Genomic DNA, 23,953 nt, shown 5'->3' on the forward strand with positions numbered 1-23,953 from the left:
TCAGTCAAACTTCACCCTCGGATCGACCCAGACGTAGCAGAGATCGGAAATCAGCTTGGTCACCAGCCCGATCAGCGTGAACAGGTAGAGCGTGCCCAGCACCACCGGGTAGTCGCGCCGGATCACGCTCTCGTAGCTCAGGAGGCCCAGGCCGTCGAGCGTGAACAGGGTCTCGATCAGCAGCGAGCCGGTGAAGAAGGCGCCGATGAAGGCGGCCGGAAAGCCCGTGATGATCGGGATCAGCGCATTGCGGAACACGTGCTTCCAGAGCACCTGCCGCTCGGCGAGGCCCTTGGCGCGCGCGGTCAGCACGTACTGCTTGCGGATCTCCTCGAGGAAGGAGTTCTTGGTCAGCATCGCCGTCACGGCGAAGCTGCCGATCACCATCGCCGTGACCGGCAGCGCGATGTGCCAGAGGTAGTCGACGATGCGCGCGCCCCAGCTCAGGCTCTCCCAGTTCGGCGAGGTCAGGCCGCGCAGCGGGAACCACTGCAACTGGCCGCCGAAGATCACCAGCAGCGCCACGCCGAGCACGAAGCCCGGGATGGCATAGCCGATCAGCACGATCAGCGTGGTGAGGAAGTCGAAGCGCGAGCCCGCGCGCACCGCCTTGGCCACGCCCAGCGGCACCGCGATCAGGTAGCTGATGAAGAAGGTCCACAGGCCCAGGCTGATCGAGACCGGCATCTTCTCCTTGACCAGTTCCCAGACGTCCTTGCGCTGGTAGAAGCTGGTGCCGAGATCGAAGCGCGCGAAGGACTTGAGCATGGTCCACAGGCGCTCGTGGGCCGGCTTGTCGAAGCCGTAGAGCTTCTTGATCTCCTCGATGCGCTGCGGATCGAGGCCCTGGCGGCCACGGTAGCCGGCGCCGCTGCTCGCGGCCCGCTCGCCGCCCGAATCGCGCCCCTGCAACTGCGCCACCATCTGCTCGACCGGACCGCCCGGCACGAACTGGATCACGCCGAAGGTGATGATCAGCACGCCCAGGAGCGTGGGGATCATCAGCAGCAGTCGCTTGAGGATGTAGCTGGCCATGCGGTTTGTCGTGCTCCGGATCTTTTCGGGTGCGGCTGGCGCTACTTGTTGGCCGGCGAGGCCCACCACGTCGCGAGGGCCCAGTCGCCGACATCGTAGTACGGCGGAACGGTCGGCGGCAGCACCACGCCGGCCGGCCGGTAGCCGACCAGGAAGGCGCTGCCGTAGTACATCGGGATCGAGTAGTAGCCGGCCGAGAGCACGCGGTCGAGCACGCGCAGGGCCGTGGTGAGCTCGGGGCGCGTGGTGGCCGACACCACCTTGCCGACGATGGCGTCGACCGCCGGATCGGCGATGCCCCAGTAGTTGGAAGAGCCCGGCGTCTCGGCCGACTTCGAACCGAACAGCTCGAACAGCTCGCCGCCCGGCGCGCTGTTGCCCGGCAGCCGCATCGAGGTCATGTCGAAGTCGTAGTTCTGCATGCGCTGCTGCGAGAGCGAGAAGTCGACGGTGCGAAAGCTCATCTCGATGCCCAGCTTCTTCAGCGCGGTCTGCAGCGGCGTCGCCACGCGGATCAGCGAGGGCTGGTCGTTGAGGAACTCGATCGTGAAGGCCTCGTTCTTGGCATTGCGCAGCGCGCCGTCGCGGTAGGTCCAGCCGGCCTCGGCCAGCAGCGCCCTCGCCTTGCGCAGGTTCTCGCGCAGGCTGCCGGGCGGATCGGTGCTCGCGGGCACCGGCGCGGGCCCGAACACCTCGGGCCGGAGCTTGGCGCGCAGCGGCTCCATCAGCGCCAGTTCGTCGGGCCCGGGCAGGCCTTCCGCGTGGAAGTCGCTGTTCGGGAAATAGCCCTGCACCCGCGTGTAGATGCCGTAGAACAGCTGGCGGTTGAGCCACTCGAAGTCCATCGCGAGGCCGATGGCCTGGCGCACGCGCACGTCCTTGAACTTGTCGCGGCGCGTGTTGAAGATGTAGCCCTGGAAGTCGCCGGGGTTGTGGTTCTCGAAGCCGCGCTTGACGATCTCGCCGCTGTCGAACTGCTTGCCCTTGTACTGGCGCGCCCAGTTGCGCGAGACGAACTCGCGCATGAAGTCGAACTCGCCGGCCTTCAGGCCCTCGAAGCGCGCGGTCTCGTCGAGATAGACCTTGTAGGCGATGCGGTCGAAATTGAACAGGCCCTTGCGCACCGGCAGGTCCGCACCCCAGTAGTCGGCGCGGCGCACGTAGGTGATGTCGCGGCCCAGCCGGTCGCTCGCGGGCTTGTAGGGACCGGAGGCGATCGGCACCTCGGTCACGATCTGGTCGAAGGGCTTGCCGCCGCCCCATTGGCGGCTGAAGACGGCCATGCTGCCGACCACCAGCGGCAGCTCGCGGTTCGGGCTCGCGAAGTCGAAGCGCACCGTGCGTTCGCCGAGCGCGGTCGCCTTCTTGACCTCGGCATAGATGGTCTTGAACTGCGGCGCCGCGAGCGGGCCGATCAGGGTCTGGAACGAATGGACCACGTCGGCCGCCAGCACCGGCGATCCGTCGTTGAAGCGGGCCTTGGGATTGAGCCTGAAGGTCACCGAGAGCCGGTCGGGCGCCACGTCGATGTCCTCGGCCAGCAGGCCGTAGACGGTGGTCGGCTCCTCGGAGTTGCCGGTCATCAGGCTCTCGAACATCAGCGCGCCGAGGCCCGAGGGCCCGGTGCCCTTGAGCGTGAACGGGTTGAACTTGTCGAAATTGGTGGGCCGGGTCGGCGGCACCAGCCTGAATTCACCGCCCTTGGGCGCGTTCGGATTCACGTAATCGAAGTGCGTGAAGCCCGGCGCGTACTTGATGTCGCCGAATTGCGCGTACGCATGGGCGGCCCACGAAGGGGCCGCCGAGAGCGCCAAACCGAACCAGAGCAGCCAACCTCGCATGCGAGAATTCTGCCCCGAGATTTTCACGAGGCAACTCCATGGGCTTTCTTTCCGGCAAAAAACTCCTGATCACCGGCGTGCTGAGCAACCGCTCCATCGCCTACGGCATCGCCAAGGCCTGCCATGAACAGGGTGCCGAGCTCGCCTTCAGCTATGTCGGCGAGCGCTTCAAGGACCGCATCACCGAGTTCGCGGCCGACTTCGATTCCAAGCTGATCTTCGACTGCGACGTCGGCGACGATGCCCAGATCGAGAAGCTGTTCGCCGACCTGTCGCAGGCCTGGCCGAAGTTCGACGGCTTCGTGCACAGCATCGGCTTCGCGCCGCGCGAGGCGATCGCGGGCGACTTCCTCGAGGGCCTGTCGCGCGAGGGCTTCCGCATCGCGCACGACATCAGCGCCTACAGCTTCCCGGCGATGGCGAAGGCGGCCCAGCCCTACCTCGACGACCGGTCGGCCCTGCTCACGCTGACCTACCTGGGCGCCGAGCGCGCGCTGCCCAACTACAACACCATGGGCCTGGCCAAGGCCTCGCTCGAGGCCTCGGTGCGCTACACGGCGGCCTCGCTGGGCCCGAAGGGCGTGCGCGTCAACGGCATCAGCGCCGGCCCGATCAAGACGCTCGCGGCCAGCGGCATCAAGGGCTTCGGCAAGATGCTCGGCGCCGTGGCCGAGGCCTCGCCGATCCGGCGCAACGTGACGATCGAGGAAGTCGGCAACGTGGCGGCCTTCCTGCTGAGCGACCTCGCCAGCGGCGTGACGGCCGAGATCACCTACGTCGACGGCGGCTTCAGCAACGTCGTCGGCGGCATGGCCGAGTAAGCGGCCAAGCTGCTCACGGGCGCGGCCTCGCGCCCGTCGGACGGCGATGCGCGCCGGTCGCGCCGCGCTTGCCCCGCCATGGAACTTCGGCCACAAATGGGCATCCATCGGTCGTTTCCAGCTACTCATTTCATAGCACCCGTGCTCCATCGACGTTCCCTGCTGCTCGCCACCCTGGGCCTCGTGCTGGCCTTGCCCGCGCGCGCCGGTGCGCCGGCCCTGATGCTGGCCGAGGTCTACAAGCCGGGCATGTCGCTGGCCGACTACTGGGTCAGCGAGAAATACGACGGCGTGCGCGCGTACTGGGACGGGCGGCAGCTCTACACGCGCGGCGGCGAGCGCATCGTGGCGCCGGCCTGGTTCACCGCGACGCTGCCCAAGCAGCCGCTCGACGGCGAACTCTGGGCCGGCCGCGGACGCTTCGCGCATGCGGTGTCGACGGTGCGCAGCCAGGCGCCCAACGACGTCGCCTGGCACGAGATGAAGTTCATGGTGTTCGACCTGCCGGCCCAGGGCGGTGACTTCACGGCCCGCCTCGGCGTGCTGCGCAGGCTGCTGCCGATCACCGACGCGCCCTGGGTGGTCGCGGTGCCGCAGGAACGCGCGACCACGGCCGAGGCGCTGCAGGCGCTGCTCGACAAGACCGTGAAGATGGGCGGCGAAGGCCTGATGCTGCACCGCGGCGCCTCGCTCTACCGCGCCGAGCGCAACAACGACCTGCTCAAGGTCAAGACCCACGACGATGCCGAGGCCCGCGTGGTCGGCCACGTGCCCGGCAAGGGCAGGCATGCCCAGCGGCTTGGCGCGCTGCTGGTCGAGATGCCCGGTGGCCAGCGCTTCAAGCTGGGCACCGGCCTGAGCGATGCCGAGCGCGAGCATCCGCCCGCGATCGGCACCTGGGTCACCTACCGCTACAACGGGCTCACGGCCGGCGGGCTGCCGCGCTTCGCACGCTTCGTGCGCGTGCGCGAGGACGGCTGAGCCGCCCTGCGCAGCCGTCTCCCCTCGCGCTTCGGCGCTCAGGCGCTCTTCCGCACGCAGTCGGCGTAATAGCGCTTCTTGCCCGTCTCGTCGACACGCGCCACCAGACCGTGGATGTCGGTCTCGAAACCCGGGCACTGCGTGTTGAACTCGCGCGAGAACTTCAGGTAGTCGACGATCTTCTTGTTGAAGACCTCGCCCGGGATCAGGAGCGGAATGCCCGGCGGGTACGGCGTGATCAGGCTGGTGGTGATGCGGCCCTCGAGTTCGTCGATCTCCACGCGCTCGGTCTTGCGGTGCGCGATGTGCGCGAAGGCGTCGCTGGGCTTCATCGCGGGCGTGAGGTCGCTCAGGTACATCTCGGTCGTCAGGCGGGCCACGTCGTAGCGCGCGTAGAGCTGGTGGATGTGCTGGCACAGGTCGCGCAGGCCGAGGCGCTCGTAACCGGTGTGCTGCTGGCAGAACTCCGGCATGATCCGCCACATCGGCTGGTTGCGCGCGTAGTCGTCCTTGAACTGCTGCAGCGCCGTCAGCAGCGTGTTCCAGCGGCCCTTGGTGATGCCGATGGTGAACATGATGAAGAAGCTGTAGAGGCCGGTCTTCTCGACGATCACGCCGTGCTCGGCGAGGAACTTGGTCACCACGCTGGCGGGAATGCCGCTCTCGGCGAAGTTGCCCTCGAGGTCCAGGCCCGGCGTCACGATGGTCGACTTGATCGGGTCGAGCATGTTGAAGCCGTCGACCAGTTCGCCGAAGCCGTGCCAGTTGCGCGGCGACTTCTTCGAACGGCTCTTGCCGTTCTTCTCGCCGTGCATGATCCAGTCGTCCGGCACGCCGATGCCCTCGTCCACGAGCTTCTCGGGACCCCAGACCTTGAACCACCACTCGTCCTTGCCGAACTCCTCCTCGACCTTGCGCATGGCGCGGCGGAAGTCGAGCGCCTCGAGGATGCTCTCCTCCACCAGCGCGGTGCCGCCGGGCGGCTCCATCATCGCGGCGGCCACGTCGCAGCTCGCGATGATCGCGTACTGCGGGCTGGTCGACGAGTGCATCAGGTAGGCCTCGTTGAACAGGTCGCGGTCGAGCTGGCGGTTCTGCGAGTCCTGCACCAGCACGTGGCTGGCCTGGCTGATGCCGGCCAGCAGCTTGTGCGTGGACTGGGTCGCGAACACCAGCGACTCTTTCGGCCGCACCCGGCGCTTGCCCATCGCGTGGTAGGAGCCGTAGAAGGGGTGGAAGGCGGCGTGCGGCAGCCAGGCCTCGTCGAAGTGCAGCGTGTCGACGTAGCCGTCGAGCGTGTTCTTGATGGTCTCGGTGTTGTAGATCACGCCGTCGTAGGTCGACTGCGTGAGCGTCATCACGCGCGGCTTGACCTTGTTGGCATCGACGTCCGCCAGCAGCGGATTGGCCTTGATCTTGGCCTTGATGGCCTCGGGCTCGAACTCGCTCTTGGGGATCGGGCCGATGATGCCGAAGTGGTTGCGCGTGGGCTTCATGAAGACGGGGATCGCGCCCGTCATGATGATCGCGTGCAGGATCGACTTGTGGCAGTTGCGGTCCACCACCACCACGTCGTCGGGCGCCACCGTGTGGTGCCACACCATCTTGTTGCTGGTGCTGGTGCCGTTGGTCACGAAGAAGCAGTGGTCGGCATTGAAGATGCGCGCCGCGTTGCGCTCGCTGGCCGCCACCGGGCCGGTGTGGTCGAGCAGCTGGCCCAGTTCCTCCACCGCGTTGCAGACGTCGGCGCGCAGCATGTTCTCGCCGAAGAACTGGTGGAACATCTGGCCCACCGGGCTCTTGAGGAAGGCCACGCCGCCCGAGTGGCCCGGGCAGTGCCACGAGTAGGAGCCGTCTTCCGCGTAGTCGATCAGCGCCTTGAAGAACGGCGGCTGCACGCTCTCGAGGTAGCTCTTGGCCTCGCGGATGATGTGGCGCGCCACGAATTCGGGGGTGTCCTCGAACATGTGGATGAAGCCGTGCAGCTCGCGCAGGATGTCGTTCGGGATGTGGCGCGAGGTCTTGGTCTCGCCGTAGATGTAGATCGGCACGTCGGCGTTCTTGCGCCGCACTTCGCCGATGAAATTGCGCAGGTTCAGCACCGCCGGATCGAGGTCGGGCCCGATCGAGAATTCCTCGTCGTCGATCGACAGGATGAAGGCGCTGGCACGGCTTTGCTGCTGAGCGAACTGGCTCAGGTCGCCGTAGCTCGTGACGCCCAGCACCTCGAAGCCTTCCGTCTCGATGGCCTGCGCGAGCGCGCGGATGCCGAGGCCCGAGGTGTTCTCGGAGCGGAAGTCCTCGTCGATGATGACGATGGGGAAGCGGAATTTCATGGGGCAGAGCTCCGGGACAGGCAATGAGGCGCGAAGTGTACGGAATTCAGATGAAGAATTCGCCCACGCGCGCAATGCCCGCCGAATGTCGCCGCGATGCGTCCCGCCACGCCGCGCCGGGAGCCCCCACAAAGTGCAGGCGAGTCCGGGCGCGCGGGAGCGCATGCCTCAGAATGGCGTCGCCTGAAACAAAACAAGGAAGGAGATGTCAATGGCGAATTCCACGATCTGGTGGTTGATCGCTGGCGCGGCAATCGTGGTCGAGCTCCTGTCCGGCACGATCTACCTGCTGCTGCTGGCCGGCGGATTCGCCGCCGCGGCGATCTCCGCCCACCTGGGCTTCGGCACCGTCACGCAGTTGCTGGTGGCCGCCGTCGTCGGCGTGGTCGCGGTGCTGGCCTGGTACTCGATCCAGCGCAAGCGCCCGCCGCCCCCACCCACCGAAGCCAACCGCGACCTCAATCTCGACATCGGCGAGCGCGTGCAGGTCGAGGCCTGGAATCCCGACGGCACCGCCACCGTGCGCTACCGCGGCGCCCAGTGGACCGTCGTGCAGCGCGCGGGCCATGCGCCCTCCACCGGCGAGCACCGCGTGGTGGAGGTGGTCGGCAGCCGGCTGGTGGTCGACAAGATCTAGAACCCGAGAACGAAAGAGGAAAGGTACAGAAGCCATGGAATATTCGGTCCCCGTCATCATCCTGGTCATCGCGATCATCTTCATCAGCCAGTCGGTGAAGTTCGTGCCGCAGCAGAACGCCTGGGTGCGCGAGCGCCTGGGCAAGTACCACGGCACCATGACGCCCGGCCCCAACTTCCTGATCCCGTTCATCGACCGCGTGGCCTACAAGCACAGCCTGAAGGAAATCCCGCTCGACGTGCCGAGCCAGATCTGCATCACGCGCGACAACACGCAGCTGCAGGTCGACGGCATCCTCTACTTCCAGGTCACCGACCCGATGCGCGCGAGCTACGGCTCGTCGAACTACATCGTGGCCGTGACCCAGCTCGCCCAGACCTCGCTGCGCAGCGTGATCGGCAAGCTGGAGCTCGACAAGACCTTCGAGGAGCGCGACGTCATCAATGCCCAGGTGGTCGCGGCCATCGACGAGGCGGCGCTCAACTGGGGCGTGAAGGTGCTGCGCTACGAGATCAAGGACCTGACGCCGCCGAAGGAAATCCTGCAGGCGATGCAACGCCAGATCACGGCCGAACGCGAGAAGCGCGCGCTGATCGCGGCCTCCGAGGGCCGGCGCCAGGAGCAGATCAACATCGCCACCGGCGAACGCGAGGCCTTCATCGCGCGCTCCGAGGGCGAGAAGCAGGCCCAGATCAACAACGCCCAGGGCGAGGCGGCCGCGATCACCGCGGTGGCCACCGCGACGGCCGACGCCATCGAACGCGTGGCCGCCGCGATCCAGCAGCCGGGCGGCGAACAGGCGGTGCAGCTCAAAGTGGCCGAACGCGCGGTCGATGCCTACGGCAAGGTCGCGGCCGACTCCAAGACCACGCTGATCGTGCCGAGCAACATGACCGAGACCGCGGCGCTCATCGCCTCGGCCATGCGCATGGTGCAGGCCGGCAAGTCCTCGGGGCCGACGGCCTGAAGCTTTCCGGAAACGGCCCCGGCGACTGCTACAATCGTGGGCTTCGGAGCGGTGGATGAGCGGTTTAAGTCGCACGCCTGGAAAGCGTGTGAGGGTTAATAGCCCTCCGCGGGTTCGAATCCCGCCTGCTCCGCCAGAGAGTCTTTGTTCGCAACCGTTCGCGAACATGCAGGAAGCCCGAGTTGCCATTGGCACTTGGGCTTTTTTGTGGGCGCCCGTTGCTCGCGCACGACTGGCGTACGATCCGCAGGTTCTCAGTTCCCAGGAGGCGCCGCATGGCAGGACACCCCAGCACCAAGCCGCTCGGCAGCACGTCGCTCGACCGCACCCTCGAAAAGACCGAGCAGGTCGCCGCCGACGTGCAGAAGGCCTCCGACAACCTCGCGGTGGTCAACACCGTGCTCGAGCAGGAGCTGCCCGAGGAGGTGCAGGTGGGCGACGTGGCGCTGGCCATCGCGCACACCAGCCAGCTCGAGGAAAAGCTCGCGCAATCGGCCGAGCAGCTCGCCGAGGTCAATGCCGCGCTCAGCGAGGAGATCGAGAAGCGCATCGAGGCCACGGCCCAGCGCGACGAGAGCGTGGCCCGCGCGAAGAAGCTCGAGCAGGCCGCCGGCACGGGCAAGAGCGCGAACGACTGACGCCGCGCGCTTGGGCGATGCCCGAGCCTCGGTCATCGCATGAAATAGGGACACGCCGCGTTTCTCCGTCTCCTTTCTCCTACGCGACAAGCTCGCGCGGCACGCTACGCTATTGGTTCTCACACCCTATCCGTGGCATGGCCCTCATCACGTTCCTCGTCGAGGACAACAAGACCATCAGGGACAACCTGGTTCCGGCACTCGAGGACCTCGTGAATGCCCAAGTCGTTGGCTTTGCCGAAACCGAATCCGAAGCGCTGGCATGGCTGCGCGACCATCCGGCCGAGTGGCAGCTGCTGATCGTCGACCTGTTCCTCAAGGAAGGCTCGGGCCTGGGCGTGCTCGCGGGCTGCAAGGAACGCCGTCCCGGCCAGCGCGCGGTGGTGCTGAGCAACTACGTGACGGCCGACATCCGTACGCGCTGCGAGACCCTCGGCGCCGACGCGGTCTTCGACAAGTCGCGCGACCTCGACGCCTTCATCGAGTACTGCAACACCGACCGCCCCTCGGGACTCGCGCCGCTCTGAAGCCACGGGCGCCCATCGCCCGCCTCTGCACTTCCTTGTGCCGTTTCGAACGCCCATGAAAAAAGGGCCCGAAGGCCCTTTCTCGTTGGAACGCGATCGCAGCCGATCAACGAACCACGGCGATCTGCGTACGCTGGCCACCCTTGTAGGTGTAGAGCGTCAGCGCGCCGTTCTTGATGTCGCCCTTCTCGTCGAAGGCGATCGGGCCGGTCACGCCCTTGTACTGGATCTTGCCCACTTCGGGCAGGTACTTCTCGGGGTCGGACGAACCGGCCTTGACCATGGCTTCGGCCAGCACGTTGACCGCGTCGTAGACGTACGGTGCGTAGATCTGCACGTCGACACCGTTCTTGGCCTTGAACTTGGTCTTGAAGTCTTCCAGCGGCTGCTTGAAGTCGCCGTCCACGCCGCCGGCTTCGGCGCACACCACCATGTCTTCGCCGATGGCATCGCCAGCGAGCTTCGGCAGTTCGCCGGTGCACAGGCCGTCGCCGCCCATGAACTTGACGTTCAGGCCGAGCTGCTTGACCTGCTTGAGCATCGGGCCGCCGACGGCGTCCATGCCGCCGAAGAACAGCACGTCGGGCTTGGCCGACTTGAGCTTGGTCAGGATGGCGTTGAAGTCGGTCGATTTGTCGGTGGTGAATTCGTGGCCCACGATGGTGGCGCCGGCGGCCTTGGCCGACTTCTCGAATTCTTCGGCGACGCCCTGGCCGTAGGCCGTGCGGTCGTCGATCACGGCGATGTTCTTGCCCTTGAGCGTTTCGACCGCGTACTTGCCCAGCGTGCCGCCGAGTTGCGTGTCGTCGGCCACCACGCGGAAGGTGGTCTTGAAGCCCTGGCGGGTGTACTTGGGGTTCGTCGCCGACGGCGAGATCTGGGGGATGCCGGCGTCGCTGTAGAGCTTCGAGGCGGGGATCGTGGTGCCCGAGTTCAGGTGGCCGACCACGCCGTTGACCTTGCTGTCGACCAGCTTCTGGGCCACGGCCGTGCCTTGCTTCGGATCGCCTGCGTCGTCTTCGGCGACCAGTTCGAACTTGGCGACCTTGTCGCCGATCTTCAGACCCTTGGCGTTCAGTTCCTCGATCGCCATCTTGGCGCCGAACTCGTTGTCCTTGCCGAGGTGGGCAATGGGACCGCTGGTCGGAGCCACGTGGCCGATCTTCACGACCAGTGCATCGGCGGGAGGTGCAGCGGGTGCCGGGGCGGCCGCGGTGGGCGCCGGGGCAGCAGCGGGTGCCGCAGCTTCTTCTTTCTTGCCGCAAGCCACCAGCGTGAGTGCAGCCAGAGCGACCGCAGTCCATTTCAATTGCATGAGAACCTCCAGAACATGGATGATGAGATTGAGAAACCGGTCGTGTGATCCGGGCGCTCCTGACCTCGCAAGTTCCGCGCCGCAGACCCGGGCCACCCTAACCCTCCAGCTTTGGCCCACCCGACCTGGCGCGCAGTTTAGCCGAAGCATCACCCCTCGAAAGTTGGCGTAGACCCTGGGTTTTCCGAGAGTTCGGCGGCCATCGCCTCGATCACCAGAGCGCGCAAAACGGCTTCGATTTCGCCGCGCAAACGCGGCACCATCGCATCGAGTTGCTGCTGCACGGCGGCGGCCACCGTATCGCTCAAACGCTCCTCGAGCGAGAAGTCCACGCGCTGCAGAACGCGGTGCAGCAACTGCTCCTCGAGCCGCACGATGTCGGCCTCGGAACGCTGCACCGCGGGCGGCAGTGCGACGGCCTGGGCCGGGTCGGGCATGGCCGGCGCGGCGGCGTCCGGACCCGCGTGGTCCGTCGATGGCGAATGCGCCGCGACCGGCTCGGCGGGCAGGTCGAGCACCGTCGTCAGGGTGGGAACGAAACGCGGCGGCGTGCGGGTCGGACTGGCCATCAGGATGCGCTCCTCGCGAAGTCGTGCGGCTGGATCGTGTAGCCGCGGTCGGCATAGTGGCGCCAGCGCGCGCGGCCGATCTGGCGGTCGTCGGGTTCGTTGCTCACGATGTCGATCAGGCGCTCGTAGCGCTCGAAGCCCGCGGGCACCTGTGCCCCGAGATTGACCAGCAGTTCGCGGTGCGGCAGCGCCGCCGATTCCGCGCCCTCGTCGGCCAGGATCACGGGCGAGCGCGACAGCACGTGGGCCGGCGCGTCGGCTCGGCAATGCGCGACGAACTCGGTCGGCGCCAGTTGCCAGAGCCCGGCATCGACCGCGTCGAGCCATTGCGCCTCGCCGACCACCACCACGCGCATGCCGCGCATGGCGACGGCCTTGCGCACGAGCCGGCAGGCGTAGCTGAGCTTGTCGGGCGCGTTGTAGTGAAAGCCGATCTCCGTCACCGCACCGAACGCGCCTTGCGGGCCGCCGCCTTGCTCTCGCCCTTGCCCTCGTTCTTGCGCTCCGCCCCGGCCTTCGCCTTGGCGCTGTCGGCGGCGGCCGCGCCGTCCTGCGCGCGGCGCGTCAGGTACGAGACCAGCAGGCCCACCGGCCGGCCCGTCGAGCCCTTGGCCGCGCCGCTCTTCCATGCGGTGCCGGCGATGTCGAGGTGCGCCCAGGCGAAGTCGGCCGTGAAGCGCTGCAGGAACTTGGCCGCGGTGATGGCACCGCCCGCACGGCCGGCCACGTTGGCCACGTCGGCGAAGTTGGTCTTCAGGCCCTCGGCATATTCGTCGTCGAGCGGCAGGCGCCAGCAGCGGTCCTGCGAAGTCTCGCCGGCCGCCTCGAGCGCCGTGGCCAGCGCGTCGTCGCTCGAGAACAGGCCGCTGCGCACGCCGCCCAGGGCCACCACGCAGGCGCCCGTGAGCGTCGCGATGTCGATCACGGCGGCGGGGTCGAAGCGCTTGGCGTAGGTCAGCGCGTCGCAGAGGATCAGCCGGCCCTCGGCATCGGTGTTGAGGATCTCGATGGTCTGGCCGCTCATGCTGGTGACCACGTCGCCGGGCTTGATGGCGCGGCCGTCGTTCATGTTCTCGCACGAGGGGATCAGGCCGACCACGTTGATCGCGGGCTGGATGCCGGCGAGCGCGCGGAAGGTGCCGAGCACGCTCGCGGCGCCGCACATGTCGAACTTCATCTCGTCCATTTCGGCCGCCGGCTTGAGCGAGACGCCGCCGGTGTCGAAGGTGATGCCCTTGCCGACCAGCACCACGGGCGCCTGGTCCTTGGGCCCGCCCTGATAGCGCAGCACGATGAAGCGCAGCGGCTCGGCCGAGCCCTGGGCCACGGCCGCGAAGGCGCCCATGCCGAGCTTGTCGACCTCCTTGGGACCGAGCACCTCGCACTTGATGCCGGGCAGCTTGCCCAGGCCCTTGGCGGCCTCGGCCAGCATCGTCGGCGTGGCATGGTTGGCGGGACGGTTGCCCCACTCCTTGGCGAACTCGATGCCCTCGACGGTGGCGCGCGCCTGCTCGAAGGCCGCGCCGACCGCGGCCGCGTCGGCCACGCCGACGATCAGCTGGCGGATGGTGCGCGGCTCGGCCTTGGACTTGGTGGCGGTGTAGACATAGCTGGCGTCGGCGGCCGCGGTCACGGCGCTCGCCACGGCCGCGGGCGCGGCGTCCTGGGCGAAGGCCAGCACCACGCGCTTGGGCGACTGGGCCTTGGCGGCGTTGACCGCGGCGATCACGCCGCTGCGCACCGAGGCCGGCTGGCCGTCGCCGATGGCCGCCAGCACCACGCGGTTGGCGGCCACGTCCTCGGGCCGGTACAGGGACAGCAGCTTGCCGGCCTTGTCGGGCAGGTCGCCGGCCTTGCGGGCGGCCGCGATCTGGACGGAAAGAGGGTCCTTGGACGCGAGCGGCGCGCTGCCCACGAGCACGATCAGGACGTCGGATTTTTCGGCCGCTGCGCGGGCGACGGTGAGGGTCTTGAGTTGAAAGTCCATAATCCTTTTTTTCCTCGAACGATGTTATTCCATTCTTCCCTACGCAAGGAGCTGTCCCGCAGCTTCGGAGCGACCCTCGTGGTCCTGGTCACCATCGTGATGACCATGATGCTCATCCGTACGCTCGGACTGGCCTCCAAGGGCAGCGTGAACCCGTCCGAAGTGTTCCTCGTCATGGCCTACACGGTGCTCGGCTACATGCCGACCATCCTGAGCCTGAGCCTGTTCATCGCCATCGTCGGCACCCTGTCGCGCATGTACCGCGACAGCGAGATGGTGATCTGGTTCTCCAGCGGCCGCGGGCTGTCCGACTTCGTCGAGCCGCTGTTCCGCTTCGCCTGGCCGGTGCTGCTGCTGATCGCCGCCATGGCGCTGATCGGCTGGCCCTGGGCCAACTCGCAGACCATGGGCATGCGCCAGCAGTACGAGCAGCGCGGCGACCTCGAGCGCGTCTCGCCCGGCGAATTCCGTGAATCGGCCGGCCGGCTGCGGGTGTTCTTCATCGACAAGGACTCCGCCGACAGCGCCACCGCCACCAACGTCTTCATCTGGTCGGTCGAGCGCAACCTGCAGATCACGACCTCGGCGCGCAGCGGCCGCATCGAGAACGTCGGCAATTCGCGCTACCTGATGCTGAGCAACGGCCAGCGCCTGGAGCGCCCGCTGCTGCCCAACGGCGCCCTGAAGATCAGCGAATTCGAGACCTACGGCACGCGTGCCGGCGGCAGCAGCGCGGGCTCCAGCGACGCCACGCCGCCGCGCGCTCGCACCACGCTGTCGCTGCTCGGCGACTTCAACACCAGCGCGGCGCGCGGCGAACTCGCCTGGCGCTTGGGCATGCTGCTGGCGGCCATCAACTTCGTGCTGCTGGCCCTGGCCGTCTCCAGCGTCAATCCGCGCGTGGGCCGCAGCGGCAACCTGCTGTTCGCGCTGTTCGCCTTCGTCATCTACTACAACCTGCTGAACCTGGGCCAGAGCTGGATCAGCTCGGGCCGCTACGGCATGGGCGGCTTCATGCTGCTGCTGCACGGCGGCGTGGCGCTGTTCGCCGTCTCCTGGCTGACGCTGCGCAACAACAACTGGACGCGCCGCAAGAACCGCGGCACGGGCGCCGCCCCGCCGCCGCCCTCCACCACCCGGCTGGAGCCCACGCCATGAGAACCATCCGCCGCCTGATCTACATCGAGGCGCTGAAGGCCGTGGCCTTCGTGACGCTCGGCTTCCTGAGCCTGTTCTTCTTCTTCGACTTCGTCGACGAGCTGCAGGCCGTGGGCCGTCCCGAGAGCCTGGCCTACGGGCCGGCGCAGGCGCTGCTCTACGTGACCTTGCTGCTGCCGAGCCATCTCTACGAACTGCTGCCGATCACCGTGCTGATCGGCTGCATCTTCGTGATGGCGCGGCTCGCGCAAAGCTCCGAATACACCATCCTGCGCACCAGCGGCCTCGGCCCCTGGCGCGCGCTGCGCACGCTGCTGGTGCTCGGCCTGGGCTTCGTGGTGCTGACCTTCGCGGTGGGCGACTACCTCGCGCCGGCCGCCGAGCGCGCCGCGCAGCTCGTGAAGTCGCGCTACCAGGGCACCTTCACCTTCGTGGGCAACACCGGCGCCTGGCTCAAGGAGCGGCAGGACAAGGCGTCCTACGCCGTCAACGTGCTGTCGATCTCGCGCAACGGCGCGCTCAAGACCGCGCGCATCTTCGAGTTCGACGACAAGGGCTACCTGCGCAAGCAGATGACCGCCGCCACCGCGCGCATCGAGCGCGGCTACTGGGTGCTGTCGGAGATCGAGCAGCAGGACTACGACACCCGCGCCGCCGAGGGCAAGGCGCACGTCGCCACCACAAAAATGGCCGAACTCAACTGGCCGACTTCGCTGACGGCCGAGATGGTGTCGGTGGCGCTGCTGCGGCCCGACCGCATGAGCACCATCGACCTGTTCGACTACATCCGCCACCTCGACGCCAACGGCCAGACCGCGCAGCGCTACGAGATCGAGTTCTGGCGCAAGGTGTTCTATCCGCTGTCCTGCCTGGTGATGGTGGTGCTCGCCCTGCCCTTCGCCTACCTGCACTTCCGCCAGGCCGGCATCACCACCTACGTGTTCGGCGGCGTGATGATCGGCATCAGCTTCTTCCTGCTGAACAACGTGTTCGGCTACCTCGGCAACCTCAGCAACTGGTCGCCCTGGATCACGGCGGCGGCGCCGGGGCTCATCTACTCGGTGATGTCGCTGGCGGCCTTCAGCTGGCTGGTGCTCAGGCGCTGATGGCCACGCCGACGGTGCAGGGCATCGTGCTGCTGGCGCACGGCTCGCGCGACCCGCGCTGGCGCGCGCCGATCGAGGCCGTGGCGGCACGAACGCAAGCGCTGTCGCCCGAGGCCCGGGTGCGCTGCGCCTACCTCGAGCTGGCCGAGCCCGACCTGCGCGGCGCGGTGGCCGCGCTGGCCGGCGAAGGCGCCAGCGCGATCCGCGTGGTGCCGCTGTTCCTCGGCATGGGCAAGCATGCGCGCGAGGACATCCCGCGCCAGCTCGACGCGCTGCGCGCCGAATGGCCCGCGCTGGCCTTCACGCTCGGCCCCACCGTGGGGGAATCGCCGCAGGTGATCGACCTGCTGGCCCGAATCGCGGTGGAAAACTGAACATCCGGACATTTCCATAGATTCCGAAGGCATAATAAATTCCGCAATAAGACGGAATTTGATATGAATCTGCACCAGTTCAAGTTTGTTCAGGAAGCCGTGCGGCGCAACCTGAACCTGACCGAGGCCGCCAAGGCGCTGCACACCTCCCAGCCCGGAGTGTCGAAGGCGATCATCGAGCTCGAGGAGGAACTCGGCGTGGAAATCTTCGCGCGCCACGGCAAGCGCCTCAAGCGCGTGACCGAGCCGGGCCAGCACGTGATCGCGAGCATCGAGCTGATCATGCGCGAGGTCGGCAACCTCAAGCGCATCGGCGAGCAGTTCAGCGCGCAGGACAGCGGAACGCTGTCGATCGCCACCACCCACACGCAGGCGCGCTACGTGCTGCCGGTGCCGGTGGCCAAGCTGCGCGAGGCCTACCCCAAGGTCAACGTGAGCCTGCACCAGGGCTCGCCCGACCAGGTGGCACGCATGGTGATCGACGAGGTGGCCGAGATCGGCATCGCGACCGAATCGCTCGCCGACTACGCCGAGCTCGTGACCCTGCCCTGCTACGAGTGGCAGCACGTGCTGGTGCTGCCCAAGGAACACCCGCTGGCGACCAAGGAGCGCATCTCGCTCGAGGACCTGGCCTCCGAACCGATCATCACCTACCACCCCTCGTTCACCGGCCGCACGCGCATCGACCATGCCTTCGCGCAGAAGAAGCTCGCGCCGCGCATCGCGCTCGAAGCCATCGACTCCGACGTGATCAAGACCTATGTGCGCCTCGGGCTCGGCGTGGGCATCGTGGCCGAGATGGCGGTGCGCGACGAATCGAACGCCGACCTCGTGGTGCGCCCGATGGGCCAGGTGTTCGGCCAGAACATCGCGCGCGTGGCCTTCAAGCGCAGCGCCTACCTGCGCAACTTCGTGTTCAAGTTCGCCGAGCTGCTGTCCGACCGGCTCGACCGCAACCTGATCGCCAAGGCCCTGAGCGGCCACCAGCAGGACTACGACCTCTGAGCAGCCCAAGCGCTCGCCCGACCTTCCTTCCACGCATCCCACCATGAGCACCGCCCCTTCTCCCCGCACGCCCGAGATCGCGACCAAGCTGCCCGCCGTCGGCACCACCATCTTCACCGTGATGTCCGCGCTCGCGGCCGAGAAGAACGCGGTCAACCTGGGCCAGGGCTTCCCCGATTTCCATTGCGATCCGCAATTGCTCGAGGACGTGACGGCCGCCATGGCCGCGGGCCACAACCAGTACCCGCCGATGCCGGGCATCCCCGCGCTGCGCGATGCCATCGCGGCCAAGATCGAGGCGCTCTACGGCCACCGCTACAGCGCCGCGGCCGAGATCACGGTGACCGCGGGCGCCACGCAGGCGATCATCACGGCCATCCTCGCGGTGGTGCGCGCGGGCGACGAGGTGATCGTGCTCGAGCCCTGCTACGACAGCTACGTGCCCAACATCGAGCTCGCGGGCGGCAGCGTGGTGCGCGTGCCGCTGGTGCCGGGCAGCTTCCGACCCGATTTCGACCGCATCGCCGCCGCTTTAAGCCCACGCACGCGCGCGATCATCATCAACACGCCGCACAACCCCAGCGCCACCGTGTGGACCGAGGCCGAGATGCGCCGGCTCGAGGAACTGCTCGCGCCCACCGAGGTGTTCGTGATCGCCGACGAGGTCTACGAGCACATGGTCTACGACGGCGCGCGCCACGAGAGCGTGGCGCGCTTCCCCGGGCTGGCGGCGCGCAGCTTCATCGTCAGCAGCTTCGGCAAGACCTACCACGTCACCGGCTGGAAGGTCGGCTTCGTGGCCGCGCCGGCGCCGCTGATGGCCGAGTTCCGCAAGGTGCACCAGTTCAACGTGTTCACCGTCAACACGCCGATGCAGCACGCACTGGCGCGCTACATGGCCAACCCCGCGCCCTACCTCGAGCTGCCTGCCTTCTACCAGCGCAAGCGCGACCTGTTCGCCGCCGGCCTCGCCAGGACCCGCTTCAAGCTGCTGCGCAGCGAAGGCAGCTACTTCCAGTGCGTCGACATCTCGGCGGTCAGCGATCTCTCCGAAGCCGACTTCTGCCTCTGGCTCACGCGCGAGATCGGCGTGGCCGCGATCCCGCTGTCGGCCTTCTACGGCGACGGTTTCGATCAGCGCGTGGTGCGCTTCTGCTTCGCCAAGAAGGACGAGACGCTGGTCGCCGCGCTCGAGCGGCTCGCCAGGCTCTGAGCCCATCGATCGGCGCCGGGCCACGGGACCGCACGCGATGAAGGCGCCACGGCTGCTCCTCGGCGCGCTGGCGCTGTCCTTCTTCGCCGCCGGCGTGGCCGACGCCTTCGTGCCGCTGCTGCCGAGCCGGCAGTACTCGGCCGTCGACATGCTGCACATGCCGCTGATCACCGCGCTGTGCTACGCCTGGTGCCGTGCCGACCTGCTCGCGCGCGGCCAGATGCCGCGCGGGCGCATCGCGCTGTTCGCGGGCCTGTTCCCGCTGCTGGGCGTTCCCGTGTTCTTCCTGCGCACGCGGCCCTGGCGGCAGGCGCTGCTCGGCCTGCTGCGCACCGCGGGCTTCCTCGCCTTCTGCCTGCTGCTCGCGAGCCTCGGCGGCCTGCTCGGCGACTTCGCCGCGGGCGCCTCGCACCGTGGCGGCTGAGGGAGGCACGCGCGCCATGGCGAATCCCCAGCTTCGCACCCTGCAGAAGGTCTTCGGCGGCGTCGGCGCGGCCCTGTTCGTGGTGGCGCTGCTCGTGGCGGCCCACACCGTCTACTTCATCCGCTCCGCGGTACACGCGCCCGGCGAGGTGATCGACCTGCTGCACGTGGAATCGGACGACGATGGCGACGGCACCTGGAAGCCGCGCGTGCGCTTCCGCACGGCCGCGGGCGAGACGATCGAGTTCGAGTCCTCGACCAGCAGCAACCCGCCCTCCTACGAAATCGGCGAAGCGGTGCAGGTGCTGCATGCGCCCGGCGATCCGCGCAACGCGCGCATCGACGGCTTCTTCTCGCTCTGGGGCATGTCCATCGTCTTCGGTGCCATCGGCACGGCCTTCCTGGTGGTCGTGCTGGTGCTCGCCATCGCCGCCGCGGCTACACCGGCGCAGCCCACCCGGCGCGGGCGCCGACGCCCACGGTAGGACAGTCCTGACCGGCGAAGGCGCGGCTCTCTTGCGCTGCGCGCACCCCGGGGTCACGAGCATCGAGGCTCGATAACAACGTCCCTGGAGAAAACATGTCGCTCTCGTTCATCCTGCTGATCGTCCTGATCCTTCTGCTGATCGGCGCGCTGCCGAGCTGGGGACACAGCCGTACCTGGGGCTACGGACCCAGCGGCGGTCTTGGTCTCGTGCTCGTGATCGTGATCATCCTGGTGCTCATGGGCAGGATATGACTCGCGGGCAAGGTGGCATGCCGCCTTGCCCTTCATGACGAGGCGAAGGCCTCTTCGGACGAAGCCCGCGGCAGCGGGCTTTTTCTTTGGAACGTCGAAAGGACCGTCAGGCCTGCAGTTGCGCCCAGGCCTTGTCGAGCCGCTTCACGCTCACCGGCTGCGGCGTGCGCAGTTCCTGCGCGAAGAAGCTCACGCGCAGTTCCTCGAGCAGCCAGCGGAACTCGAGCATGCGATCGTCGACCACGCCCTTGCGCTCGGCCACCAGCCGCCAGTAGCGCTGCTCCTGTGGCCGCAGCTCGGCCAGCTTGGCGGTGTCGCGCGCCGGGTCGCCGCGCAGCTTGTCGAGCCGCAGCACGATGGCCTTGAGGTAGCGCGCGAAATGCTGCAGCTGCGTCCACGGCGCATCGGCGATGAAGCGCTTGCCGACCAGCTTCTGCAGCTGCTGCGCGGCGTCCTGCACCGACTCGGGCTGGATCTTCGTGTCCTTGATCTTGCGCGCGGCCGCGGCGTACTCCACGAGGATCGTCGCGGCCAGCCGCGCCACCTCGCTGGCGATCAGGGTCAGCCGGCCGCGCCCCTCGTCGAGCCGCCGCTTGAACGCGAACTCGTCGGCCGGCAGCGGCTCCTGCAGGAAGGCACGGTCGATCGCCACTTCGACGATCTGCGCGCGCAGCTCGTCGGCGGTGCCCAGCGGCATGTAGGCCACGGCCATCTTCTGCAGGTCGGGGATGTTCTTCTCGAGGTACTTGAGCGCGTCCTTGAGCTGCAGCGCGAACAGCCGTCGCAGGCCCGCGCGGTGCTTCGCGACCGCGACCGCGGGTTCGTCGAAGACCTCGATCGTGACGGCATCGCCCTCGTCGCGCAGCGCGGGAAAGCCCACCAGCGACTGGGCGCCGCGGCGCACCTCCATCAGCTCGGGCAGTTCGCCGAAGCTCCAGGCGGTGTAGCGCTGGCCGGCCGGCAGCGCCGGCGTGGCGGGCGCGGCCGGCGCGGTCTCCTGGGCGCGGCGCGCATCGGCGGGCACCGCGGTCTTGGCGGGTTCGGCCGAGGCCTTCACGTTGAGTCCGGCCAGCGCCTGGAACGCACCGCGGGCCTTGGCGCCGAGCTCGGCCTTGAGCGCGCCGAGGTTGCGCCCCATGCCGAGCTGGCGGCCATGCTCGTCGACCACGCGCAGGTTCATGAACAGGTGCGGCGCGAGCATGTCGAGCTTGAAGTCGGCGCGCTTCACGTCGATGCTGGTCATGTCGCGCACGCGCTTGAGCAGCACGTCGGTCAGCGAGCCCGTGCCGAACAGCTCGGGCGCCGACAGCGCCTCGGCCAGCTTCGCCGCCGACTCGGGCAGCGGAACCAGCCGCGAGCGCGGCCGCTGCGGCAGGCTCTTGAGCAGCGCCTGGATCTTGTCCTTGAGCATGCCCGTCACCAGCCATTCGCAGCGTTCCTCGCTGACCTGGTTGAGCACGAACAGCGGCACGCTGACCGTGAGGCCGTCCTTGGCATCGCCGGGTTCGTGCAGGTAGCTCGCGGCGCAGTCCACGCCGCCGAGCCGCAAGGTGGGCGGGAACGACTGGGTGGTGATGCCGGCCGCCTGGTGGCGCATCAGCTCGTCGCGCGTGAGGAACAGCAGGCGCGGCTGCTCCTTCGAGGCCTGCCGGTACCAGTTCTCGAAGGTCGTGCCGCTGGCCACGTCGGCCGGCAACTGCGCGTCGTAGAAGGCGAAGATCAGCTCGTCGTCGACCAGCACGTCCTGCCGGCGCGACTTGTGCTCGAGGCCCTCGACCTCGCGCACCAGCTTGCGGTTGGCCGCGAGGAACGGAAAGCGGCTGTCCCATTGCCCGCCGACCAGCGCCTCGCGGATGAAGATCTCGCGCGCGGCGACCGGGTCGACGCGCGTGAAGTCGACGCGCCGGCCGCTGTAGACCACCAGGCCGTAGAGCGTGGCGCGCTCGAGCGCGGCCACCTGCGCGTTCTTCTTCTCCCAGTGCGGATCGAGCAGCTGCTTCTTCAGCAGATGGCCGCCCACCTGCTCGAGCCACTGCGGCTCGATGTTGGCGATGCCGCGGCCGAACAGCCGCGTGGTCTCGACCAGCTCGGCCGCCACGATCCAGCGCCCGGGCTTCTTCTTCAGGTGCGCGCCGGGATGCTTGTAGAACTTGATGCCGCGCGCGCCGAGGTAGGCCTCGTCGTCCTCGAGCTTCCAGCCGATGTTGCCGAGCAGGCCCGCGAGCATCGACAGGTGCAGCGGCTCGTAGCCCGCGGGCTCGGCGTTGATGCGCCACTTGTGCTCGGTGACCACCGTGAGCAGCTGCGAATGGATGTCGCGCCATTCGCGCACGCGGCGCACGTTGATGAAGTTCTGGCGCAGCAGCTGCTCGTACTGCCGGTTGCTGAGCTTGTGGCTGTCGCCATGGCCGCCGCGCGCATCGGCGATCCACTTCCACAGCCGCAGGTAGCCGCTGAACTCGCTCTTCTCGTCGTCGAACTTCGAATGCGCCTGGTCGGCCTGCTGCTGCGCTTCCATCGGGCGGTCGCGCACGTCCTGCACGCTGAGCGCCGAGGCGATCACCAGCACCTCCTCGAGCGCGCCGCGCGCACGGGCCTCGAGGATCATGCGGCCCACGCGCGGGTCGAGCGGCAGCTTGGCGAGCTCGGCGCCGGTGGCGGTCAGCTCGTTGGCATCGTCGACCGCGCCGAGCTCGTTGAGCAGCTGGTAGCCGTCGGCGATGGCGCGCGGCGACGGCGCCTCGAGGAAGGGAAAGCGCGACACGTCGCCCAGCCGCAGCGACTTCATGCGCAGGATCACGCCCGCGAGCGACGAGCGCAGGATCTCGGGATCGGTGAAGCGCGGCCGGCCCTCGAAGTCCTTCTCGTCGTAGAGGCGGATGCAGATGCCGTTGGCCACGCGGCCGCAGCGGCCCGCGCGCTGGTTGGCGGCGGCCTGGCTGATCGGCTCGACCAGCAGCTGCTCGACCTTGCTGCGGAAGCTGTAGCGCTTCACGCGCGCCGTGCCCGCGTCGATCACGTAGCGGATGCCCGGCACGGTGAGCGAGGTCTCGGCCACGTTGGTGGCCAGCACGATGCGCCGGCCGGTGTGGCCGTCGAAGATGCGGTCCTGCTCGGCCTGCGACAGCCGCGCGAACAGCGGCAGCACCTCGGCATTGCGGTAGAGCGGCTGGTGCGTCAGGTGCCGGCGCAGGTGGTCGGCAGCCTCGCGGATCTCGCGCTCGCCCGGCAGGAAGACCAGGATGTCGCCCGCATGGTGCGGATCGCGCCAGAGCTCGTCGACGCCGTCGGCGATGGCGTCGTTGAGGTCGTGGTCGCGCGATTCCTCGAAGGGCCGGTAACGCTGCTCCACGGGGAAGGTGCGGCCTGACACGAACACCGTGGGCGCCGGTCCCTTGGCCGAGGCGAAGTGCTGGGCGAAGCGGTCGGCGTCGATGGTCGCCGAGGTCACGATCACCTTGAGGTCGGGCCGGCGCGGCAGGATCTCGCGCAGGTAGCCGAGCAGGAAGTCGATGTTCAGCGAGCGCTCGTGGGCCTCGTCGATGATGATGGTGTCGTAGGCCTTGAGCAGCGGATCGGTCTGCGTCTCGGCCAGCAGGATGCCGTCGGTCATCAGCTTGACCGAGGCATCGCGCGACAGGCGGTCCTGGAAGCGCACCTTGAAGCCGACCACCTCGCCCAGCGGCGTCTTGAGTTCCTCCGCGATGCGCTTGGCCACCGAGCTCGCGGCGATGCGGCGCGGCTGCGTGTGGCCGATCAGGCGGCCCTTGCCGGGCTCTGCATTGAGCTTGCCGCGGCCCAGCGCCAGCGCGATCTTCGGCAGCTGCGTGGTCTTGCCCGAGCCGGTCTCGCCGCAGACGATCACCACCTGGTGCGCCTGGATGGCGGCCATGATCTCGTCGCGCCGGGCCGAGACCGGCAGCGATTCGGGGAAGTCGATGCGAAGGGGGGAAGTCGTCGTGGTCGTCAAGGGAGGGGGTCGCAAGCGCAGGCGCCCGTGCTCTTCGGGCAAACCGTCGATTATCGGCGCGCACCACGGATGTTGCAGCGCTTCCACACCACGGCGTAAATATTCTTTACGCGCCGGCCGCGCGCCGCTACGATCGCGGCCATGACCACCATCCTTGTACCCCCCTCGCTGCGTTCACGCGCAGGCCACGTGATTGCACGTGGCGGGGTCAAGTCGACCCGCCCGGCCTGACGAAGCCCGCGCGCGCCGCGTTCCCTCCCCTCACGGAACGCCGCCGCCCGCACGCTTCGGAAGCGATCCGAAGCGCGCCG

General features: G+C 68.0%; 22 protein-coding genes and 1 tRNA gene. 15 read left to right on the top strand and 8 right to left on the bottom strand.

Annotated features, from left to right (window positions below; all coding sequences use genetic code 11):
* Both ACEN9J_RS06115 and ACEN9J_RS06120 read right to left on the bottom strand, forming a co-directional pair.
* Positions 1 to 1,035 carry a microcin C ABC transporter permease YejB gene (locus ACEN9J_RS06115; protein ID WP_057591721.1) on the bottom strand — a complete coding sequence of 345 codons (1,035 nt, stop codon included), beginning with the start codon at positions 1,033 to 1,035 and terminating at the stop codon, positions 1 to 3.
* A 41-nt stretch (positions 1,036 to 1,076) separates the two neighbouring features.
* A complete protein-coding gene (locus tag ACEN9J_RS06120; RefSeq protein ID WP_057591722.1) occupies positions 1,077 to 2,876 on the bottom strand; it encodes an extracellular solute-binding protein in 1,800 nt (599 codons plus the stop codon).
* Positions 2,877 to 2,914: 38 nt separating this feature from the next.
* Here ACEN9J_RS06120 and fabI point away from each other — a divergent pair, with 38 nt between their 5' ends.
* Both fabI and ACEN9J_RS06130 read left to right on the top strand, forming a co-directional pair.
* Positions 2,915 to 3,697 (top strand): enoyl-ACP reductase FabI, encoded by a 783-nt coding sequence (fabI, locus tag ACEN9J_RS06125; RefSeq protein ID WP_261205846.1) that lies wholly within the window; start codon positions 2,915 to 2,917, stop codon positions 3,695 to 3,697.
* Between the two features lie 141 nt (positions 3,698 to 3,838).
* Positions 3,839 to 4,678, top strand: coding sequence for a DNA ligase (locus tag ACEN9J_RS06130; protein WP_413763604.1), 840 nt, complete (start codon positions 3,839 to 3,841; stop codon positions 4,676 to 4,678).
* 38 nt (positions 4,679 to 4,716) lie between these two features.
* Here the strand turns inward: ACEN9J_RS06130 and ACEN9J_RS06135 are convergent, their stop codons facing one another.
* Positions 4,717 to 7,014 (bottom strand): arginine/lysine/ornithine decarboxylase, encoded by a 2,298-nt coding sequence (locus tag ACEN9J_RS06135; protein WP_057591725.1) that lies wholly within the window; start codon positions 7,012 to 7,014, stop codon positions 4,717 to 4,719.
* Between the two features lie 211 nt (positions 7,015 to 7,225).
* Here ACEN9J_RS06135 and ACEN9J_RS06140 point away from each other — a divergent pair, with 211 nt between their 5' ends.
* The 5 genes from ACEN9J_RS06140 (at position 7,226) to ACEN9J_RS06160 (ending at position 9,783) form a co-directional block, all read left to right on the top strand.
* Positions 7,226 to 7,651 carry an NfeD family protein gene (locus tag ACEN9J_RS06140; protein ID WP_057591726.1) on the top strand — a complete coding sequence of 142 codons (426 nt, stop codon included), beginning with the start codon at positions 7,226 to 7,228 and terminating at the stop codon, positions 7,649 to 7,651.
* A 34-nt stretch (positions 7,652 to 7,685) separates the two neighbouring features.
* Positions 7,686 to 8,618 carry an SPFH domain-containing protein gene (locus ACEN9J_RS06145; RefSeq protein WP_057591727.1) on the top strand — a complete coding sequence of 311 codons (933 nt, stop codon included), beginning with the start codon at positions 7,686 to 7,688 and terminating at the stop codon, positions 8,616 to 8,618.
* A 45-nt stretch (positions 8,619 to 8,663) separates the two neighbouring features.
* Positions 8,664 to 8,754 (top strand) — tRNA-Ser (locus tag ACEN9J_RS06150).
* Between the two features lie 139 nt (positions 8,755 to 8,893).
* Positions 8,894 to 9,256 (top strand): hypothetical protein, encoded by a 363-nt coding sequence (locus ACEN9J_RS06155; RefSeq protein WP_057591728.1) that lies wholly within the window; start codon positions 8,894 to 8,896, stop codon positions 9,254 to 9,256.
* A gap of 137 nt (positions 9,257 to 9,393) precedes the next feature.
* Positions 9,394 to 9,783 carry a response regulator gene (locus ACEN9J_RS06160; protein WP_057591729.1) on the top strand — a complete coding sequence of 130 codons (390 nt, stop codon included), beginning with the start codon at positions 9,394 to 9,396 and terminating at the stop codon, positions 9,781 to 9,783.
* Between the two features lie 106 nt (positions 9,784 to 9,889).
* Here ACEN9J_RS06160 and ACEN9J_RS06165 read toward each other — a convergent pair whose 3' ends face one another.
* From ACEN9J_RS06165 to ACEN9J_RS06180, 4 genes are all read right to left on the bottom strand, one after another.
* The gene (locus ACEN9J_RS06165; protein ID WP_057591730.1) at positions 9,890 to 11,098 is read right to left on the bottom strand and encodes a branched-chain amino acid ABC transporter substrate-binding protein; all 1,209 of its coding nucleotides are present in this window, start codon (positions 11,096 to 11,098) and stop codon (positions 9,890 to 9,892) included.
* Positions 11,099 to 11,247: 149 nt separating this feature from the next.
* The gene (locus ACEN9J_RS06170; RefSeq protein WP_413763605.1) at positions 11,248 to 11,667 is read right to left on the bottom strand and encodes a hypothetical protein; all 420 of its coding nucleotides are present in this window, start codon (positions 11,665 to 11,667) and stop codon (positions 11,248 to 11,250) included.
* The gene (locus ACEN9J_RS06175) at positions 11,667 to 12,110 is read right to left on the bottom strand and encodes a DNA polymerase III subunit chi (RefSeq protein WP_413763606.1); all 444 of its coding nucleotides are present in this window, start codon (positions 12,108 to 12,110) and stop codon (positions 11,667 to 11,669) included. Before ACEN9J_RS06175 ends, ACEN9J_RS06170 begins: the two co-directional genes overlap by 1 nt.
* Entirely contained in the window at positions 12,107 to 13,654 is a 1,548-nt protein-coding gene (locus tag ACEN9J_RS06180; protein WP_413763607.1) for a leucyl aminopeptidase, read from the bottom strand. The genes ACEN9J_RS06175 and ACEN9J_RS06180 overlap by 4 nt, the downstream gene beginning before the upstream one ends.
* A gap of 21 nt (positions 13,655 to 13,675) precedes the next feature.
* Between ACEN9J_RS06180 and lptF the strand changes: the two genes are divergently transcribed.
* From lptF to ACEN9J_RS06220, 8 genes are all read left to right on the top strand, one after another.
* On the top strand, positions 13,676 to 14,812 hold the full coding sequence (gene lptF, locus ACEN9J_RS06185) for an LPS export ABC transporter permease LptF (protein ID WP_057591734.1): 1,137 nt from the start codon (positions 13,676 to 13,678) through the stop codon (positions 14,810 to 14,812).
* The gene (lptG, locus tag ACEN9J_RS06190) at positions 14,809 to 15,918 is read left to right on the top strand and encodes an LPS export ABC transporter permease LptG (protein WP_057591735.1); all 1,110 of its coding nucleotides are present in this window, start codon (positions 14,809 to 14,811) and stop codon (positions 15,916 to 15,918) included. Before lptF ends, lptG begins: the two co-directional genes overlap by 4 nt.
* On the top strand, positions 15,918 to 16,292 hold the full coding sequence (locus ACEN9J_RS06195) for a sirohydrochlorin chelatase (RefSeq protein WP_057591736.1): 375 nt from the start codon (positions 15,918 to 15,920) through the stop codon (positions 16,290 to 16,292). Before lptG ends, ACEN9J_RS06195 begins: the two co-directional genes overlap by 1 nt.
* 63 nt (positions 16,293 to 16,355) lie before the next feature.
* Positions 16,356 to 17,297 carry a CysB family HTH-type transcriptional regulator gene (locus tag ACEN9J_RS06200; protein ID WP_057591737.1) on the top strand — a complete coding sequence of 314 codons (942 nt, stop codon included), beginning with the start codon at positions 16,356 to 16,358 and terminating at the stop codon, positions 17,295 to 17,297.
* A gap of 43 nt (positions 17,298 to 17,340) precedes the next feature.
* The gene (locus ACEN9J_RS06205) at positions 17,341 to 18,510 is read left to right on the top strand and encodes a pyridoxal phosphate-dependent aminotransferase (RefSeq protein WP_413763608.1); all 1,170 of its coding nucleotides are present in this window, start codon (positions 17,341 to 17,343) and stop codon (positions 18,508 to 18,510) included.
* Between the two features lie 37 nt (positions 18,511 to 18,547).
* On the top strand, positions 18,548 to 18,934 hold the full coding sequence (locus tag ACEN9J_RS06210; RefSeq protein ID WP_413763609.1) for a rard protein: 387 nt from the start codon (positions 18,548 to 18,550) through the stop codon (positions 18,932 to 18,934).
* A 16-nt stretch (positions 18,935 to 18,950) separates the two neighbouring features.
* Positions 18,951 to 19,418, top strand: coding sequence for a DUF3592 domain-containing protein (locus ACEN9J_RS06215; protein ID WP_413763610.1), 468 nt, complete (start codon positions 18,951 to 18,953; stop codon positions 19,416 to 19,418).
* A 95-nt stretch (positions 19,419 to 19,513) separates the two neighbouring features.
* Positions 19,514 to 19,672: a DUF3309 family protein gene (locus tag ACEN9J_RS06220; RefSeq protein WP_082321553.1), complete on the top strand. Its 159-nt coding sequence runs from the start codon at positions 19,514 to 19,516 to the stop codon at positions 19,670 to 19,672.
* A 106-nt stretch (positions 19,673 to 19,778) separates the two neighbouring features.
* Here ACEN9J_RS06220 and hrpA read toward each other — a convergent pair whose 3' ends face one another.
* A complete protein-coding gene (gene hrpA, locus ACEN9J_RS06225) occupies positions 19,779 to 23,564 on the bottom strand; it encodes an ATP-dependent RNA helicase HrpA (protein ID WP_413764547.1) in 3,786 nt (1,261 codons plus the stop codon).
* Between the last annotated feature and the right edge of the window lie 389 nt (positions 23,565 to 23,953).

Origin of the sequence: Variovorax sp. Varisp41, from assembly GCF_047325085.1 — a bacterium.
Lineage (GTDB): Bacteria > Pseudomonadota > Gammaproteobacteria > Burkholderiales > Burkholderiaceae_C > Variovorax.

Coding starts and splice junctions, on each gene's coding strand:
- ACEN9J_RS06115 (WP_057591721.1), bottom strand. CDS start 1,035: ATGGCCAGCTACATCCTCAAGCGACTGCTGCTGATGATCCCCACGCTC.
- ACEN9J_RS06120 (WP_057591722.1), bottom strand. CDS start 2,876: ATGCGAGGTTGGCTGCTCTGGTTCGGTTTGGCGCTCTCGGCGGCCCCT.
- fabI (WP_261205846.1), top strand. CDS start 2,915: ATGGGCTTTCTTTCCGGCAAAAAACTCCTGATCACCGGCGTGCTGAGC.
- ACEN9J_RS06135 (WP_057591725.1), bottom strand. CDS start 7,014: ATGAAATTCCGCTTCCCCATCGTCATCATCGACGAGGACTTCCGCTCC.
- ACEN9J_RS06140 (WP_057591726.1), top strand. CDS start 7,226: ATGGCGAATTCCACGATCTGGTGGTTGATCGCTGGCGCGGCAATCGTG.
- ACEN9J_RS06145 (WP_057591727.1), top strand. CDS start 7,686: ATGGAATATTCGGTCCCCGTCATCATCCTGGTCATCGCGATCATCTTC.
- ACEN9J_RS06155 (WP_057591728.1), top strand. CDS start 8,894: ATGGCAGGACACCCCAGCACCAAGCCGCTCGGCAGCACGTCGCTCGAC.
- ACEN9J_RS06160 (WP_057591729.1), top strand. CDS start 9,394: ATGGCCCTCATCACGTTCCTCGTCGAGGACAACAAGACCATCAGGGAC.
- ACEN9J_RS06165 (WP_057591730.1), bottom strand. CDS start 11,098: ATGCAATTGAAATGGACTGCGGTCGCTCTGGCTGCACTCACGCTGGTG.
- ACEN9J_RS06170 (WP_413763605.1), bottom strand. CDS start 11,667: ATGGCCAGTCCGACCCGCACGCCGCCGCGTTTCGTTCCCACCCTGACG.
- ACEN9J_RS06180 (WP_413763607.1), bottom strand. CDS start 13,654: ATGGACTTTCAACTCAAGACCCTCACCGTCGCCCGCGCAGCGGCCGAA.
- lptF (WP_057591734.1), top strand. CDS start 13,676: ATGTTATTCCATTCTTCCCTACGCAAGGAGCTGTCCCGCAGCTTCGGA.
- lptG (WP_057591735.1), top strand. CDS start 14,809: ATGAGAACCATCCGCCGCCTGATCTACATCGAGGCGCTGAAGGCCGTG.
- ACEN9J_RS06195 (WP_057591736.1), top strand. CDS start 15,918: ATGGCCACGCCGACGGTGCAGGGCATCGTGCTGCTGGCGCACGGCTCG.
- ACEN9J_RS06200 (WP_057591737.1), top strand. CDS start 16,356: ATGAATCTGCACCAGTTCAAGTTTGTTCAGGAAGCCGTGCGGCGCAAC.
- ACEN9J_RS06205 (WP_413763608.1), top strand. CDS start 17,341: ATGAGCACCGCCCCTTCTCCCCGCACGCCCGAGATCGCGACCAAGCTG.
- ACEN9J_RS06210 (WP_413763609.1), top strand. CDS start 18,548: ATGAAGGCGCCACGGCTGCTCCTCGGCGCGCTGGCGCTGTCCTTCTTC.
- ACEN9J_RS06215 (WP_413763610.1), top strand. CDS start 18,951: ATGGCGAATCCCCAGCTTCGCACCCTGCAGAAGGTCTTCGGCGGCGTC.
- ACEN9J_RS06220 (WP_082321553.1), top strand. CDS start 19,514: ATGTCGCTCTCGTTCATCCTGCTGATCGTCCTGATCCTTCTGCTGATC.
- hrpA (WP_413764547.1), bottom strand. CDS start 23,564: ATGGCCGCCATCCAGGCGCACCAGGTGGTGATCGTCTGCGGCGAGACC.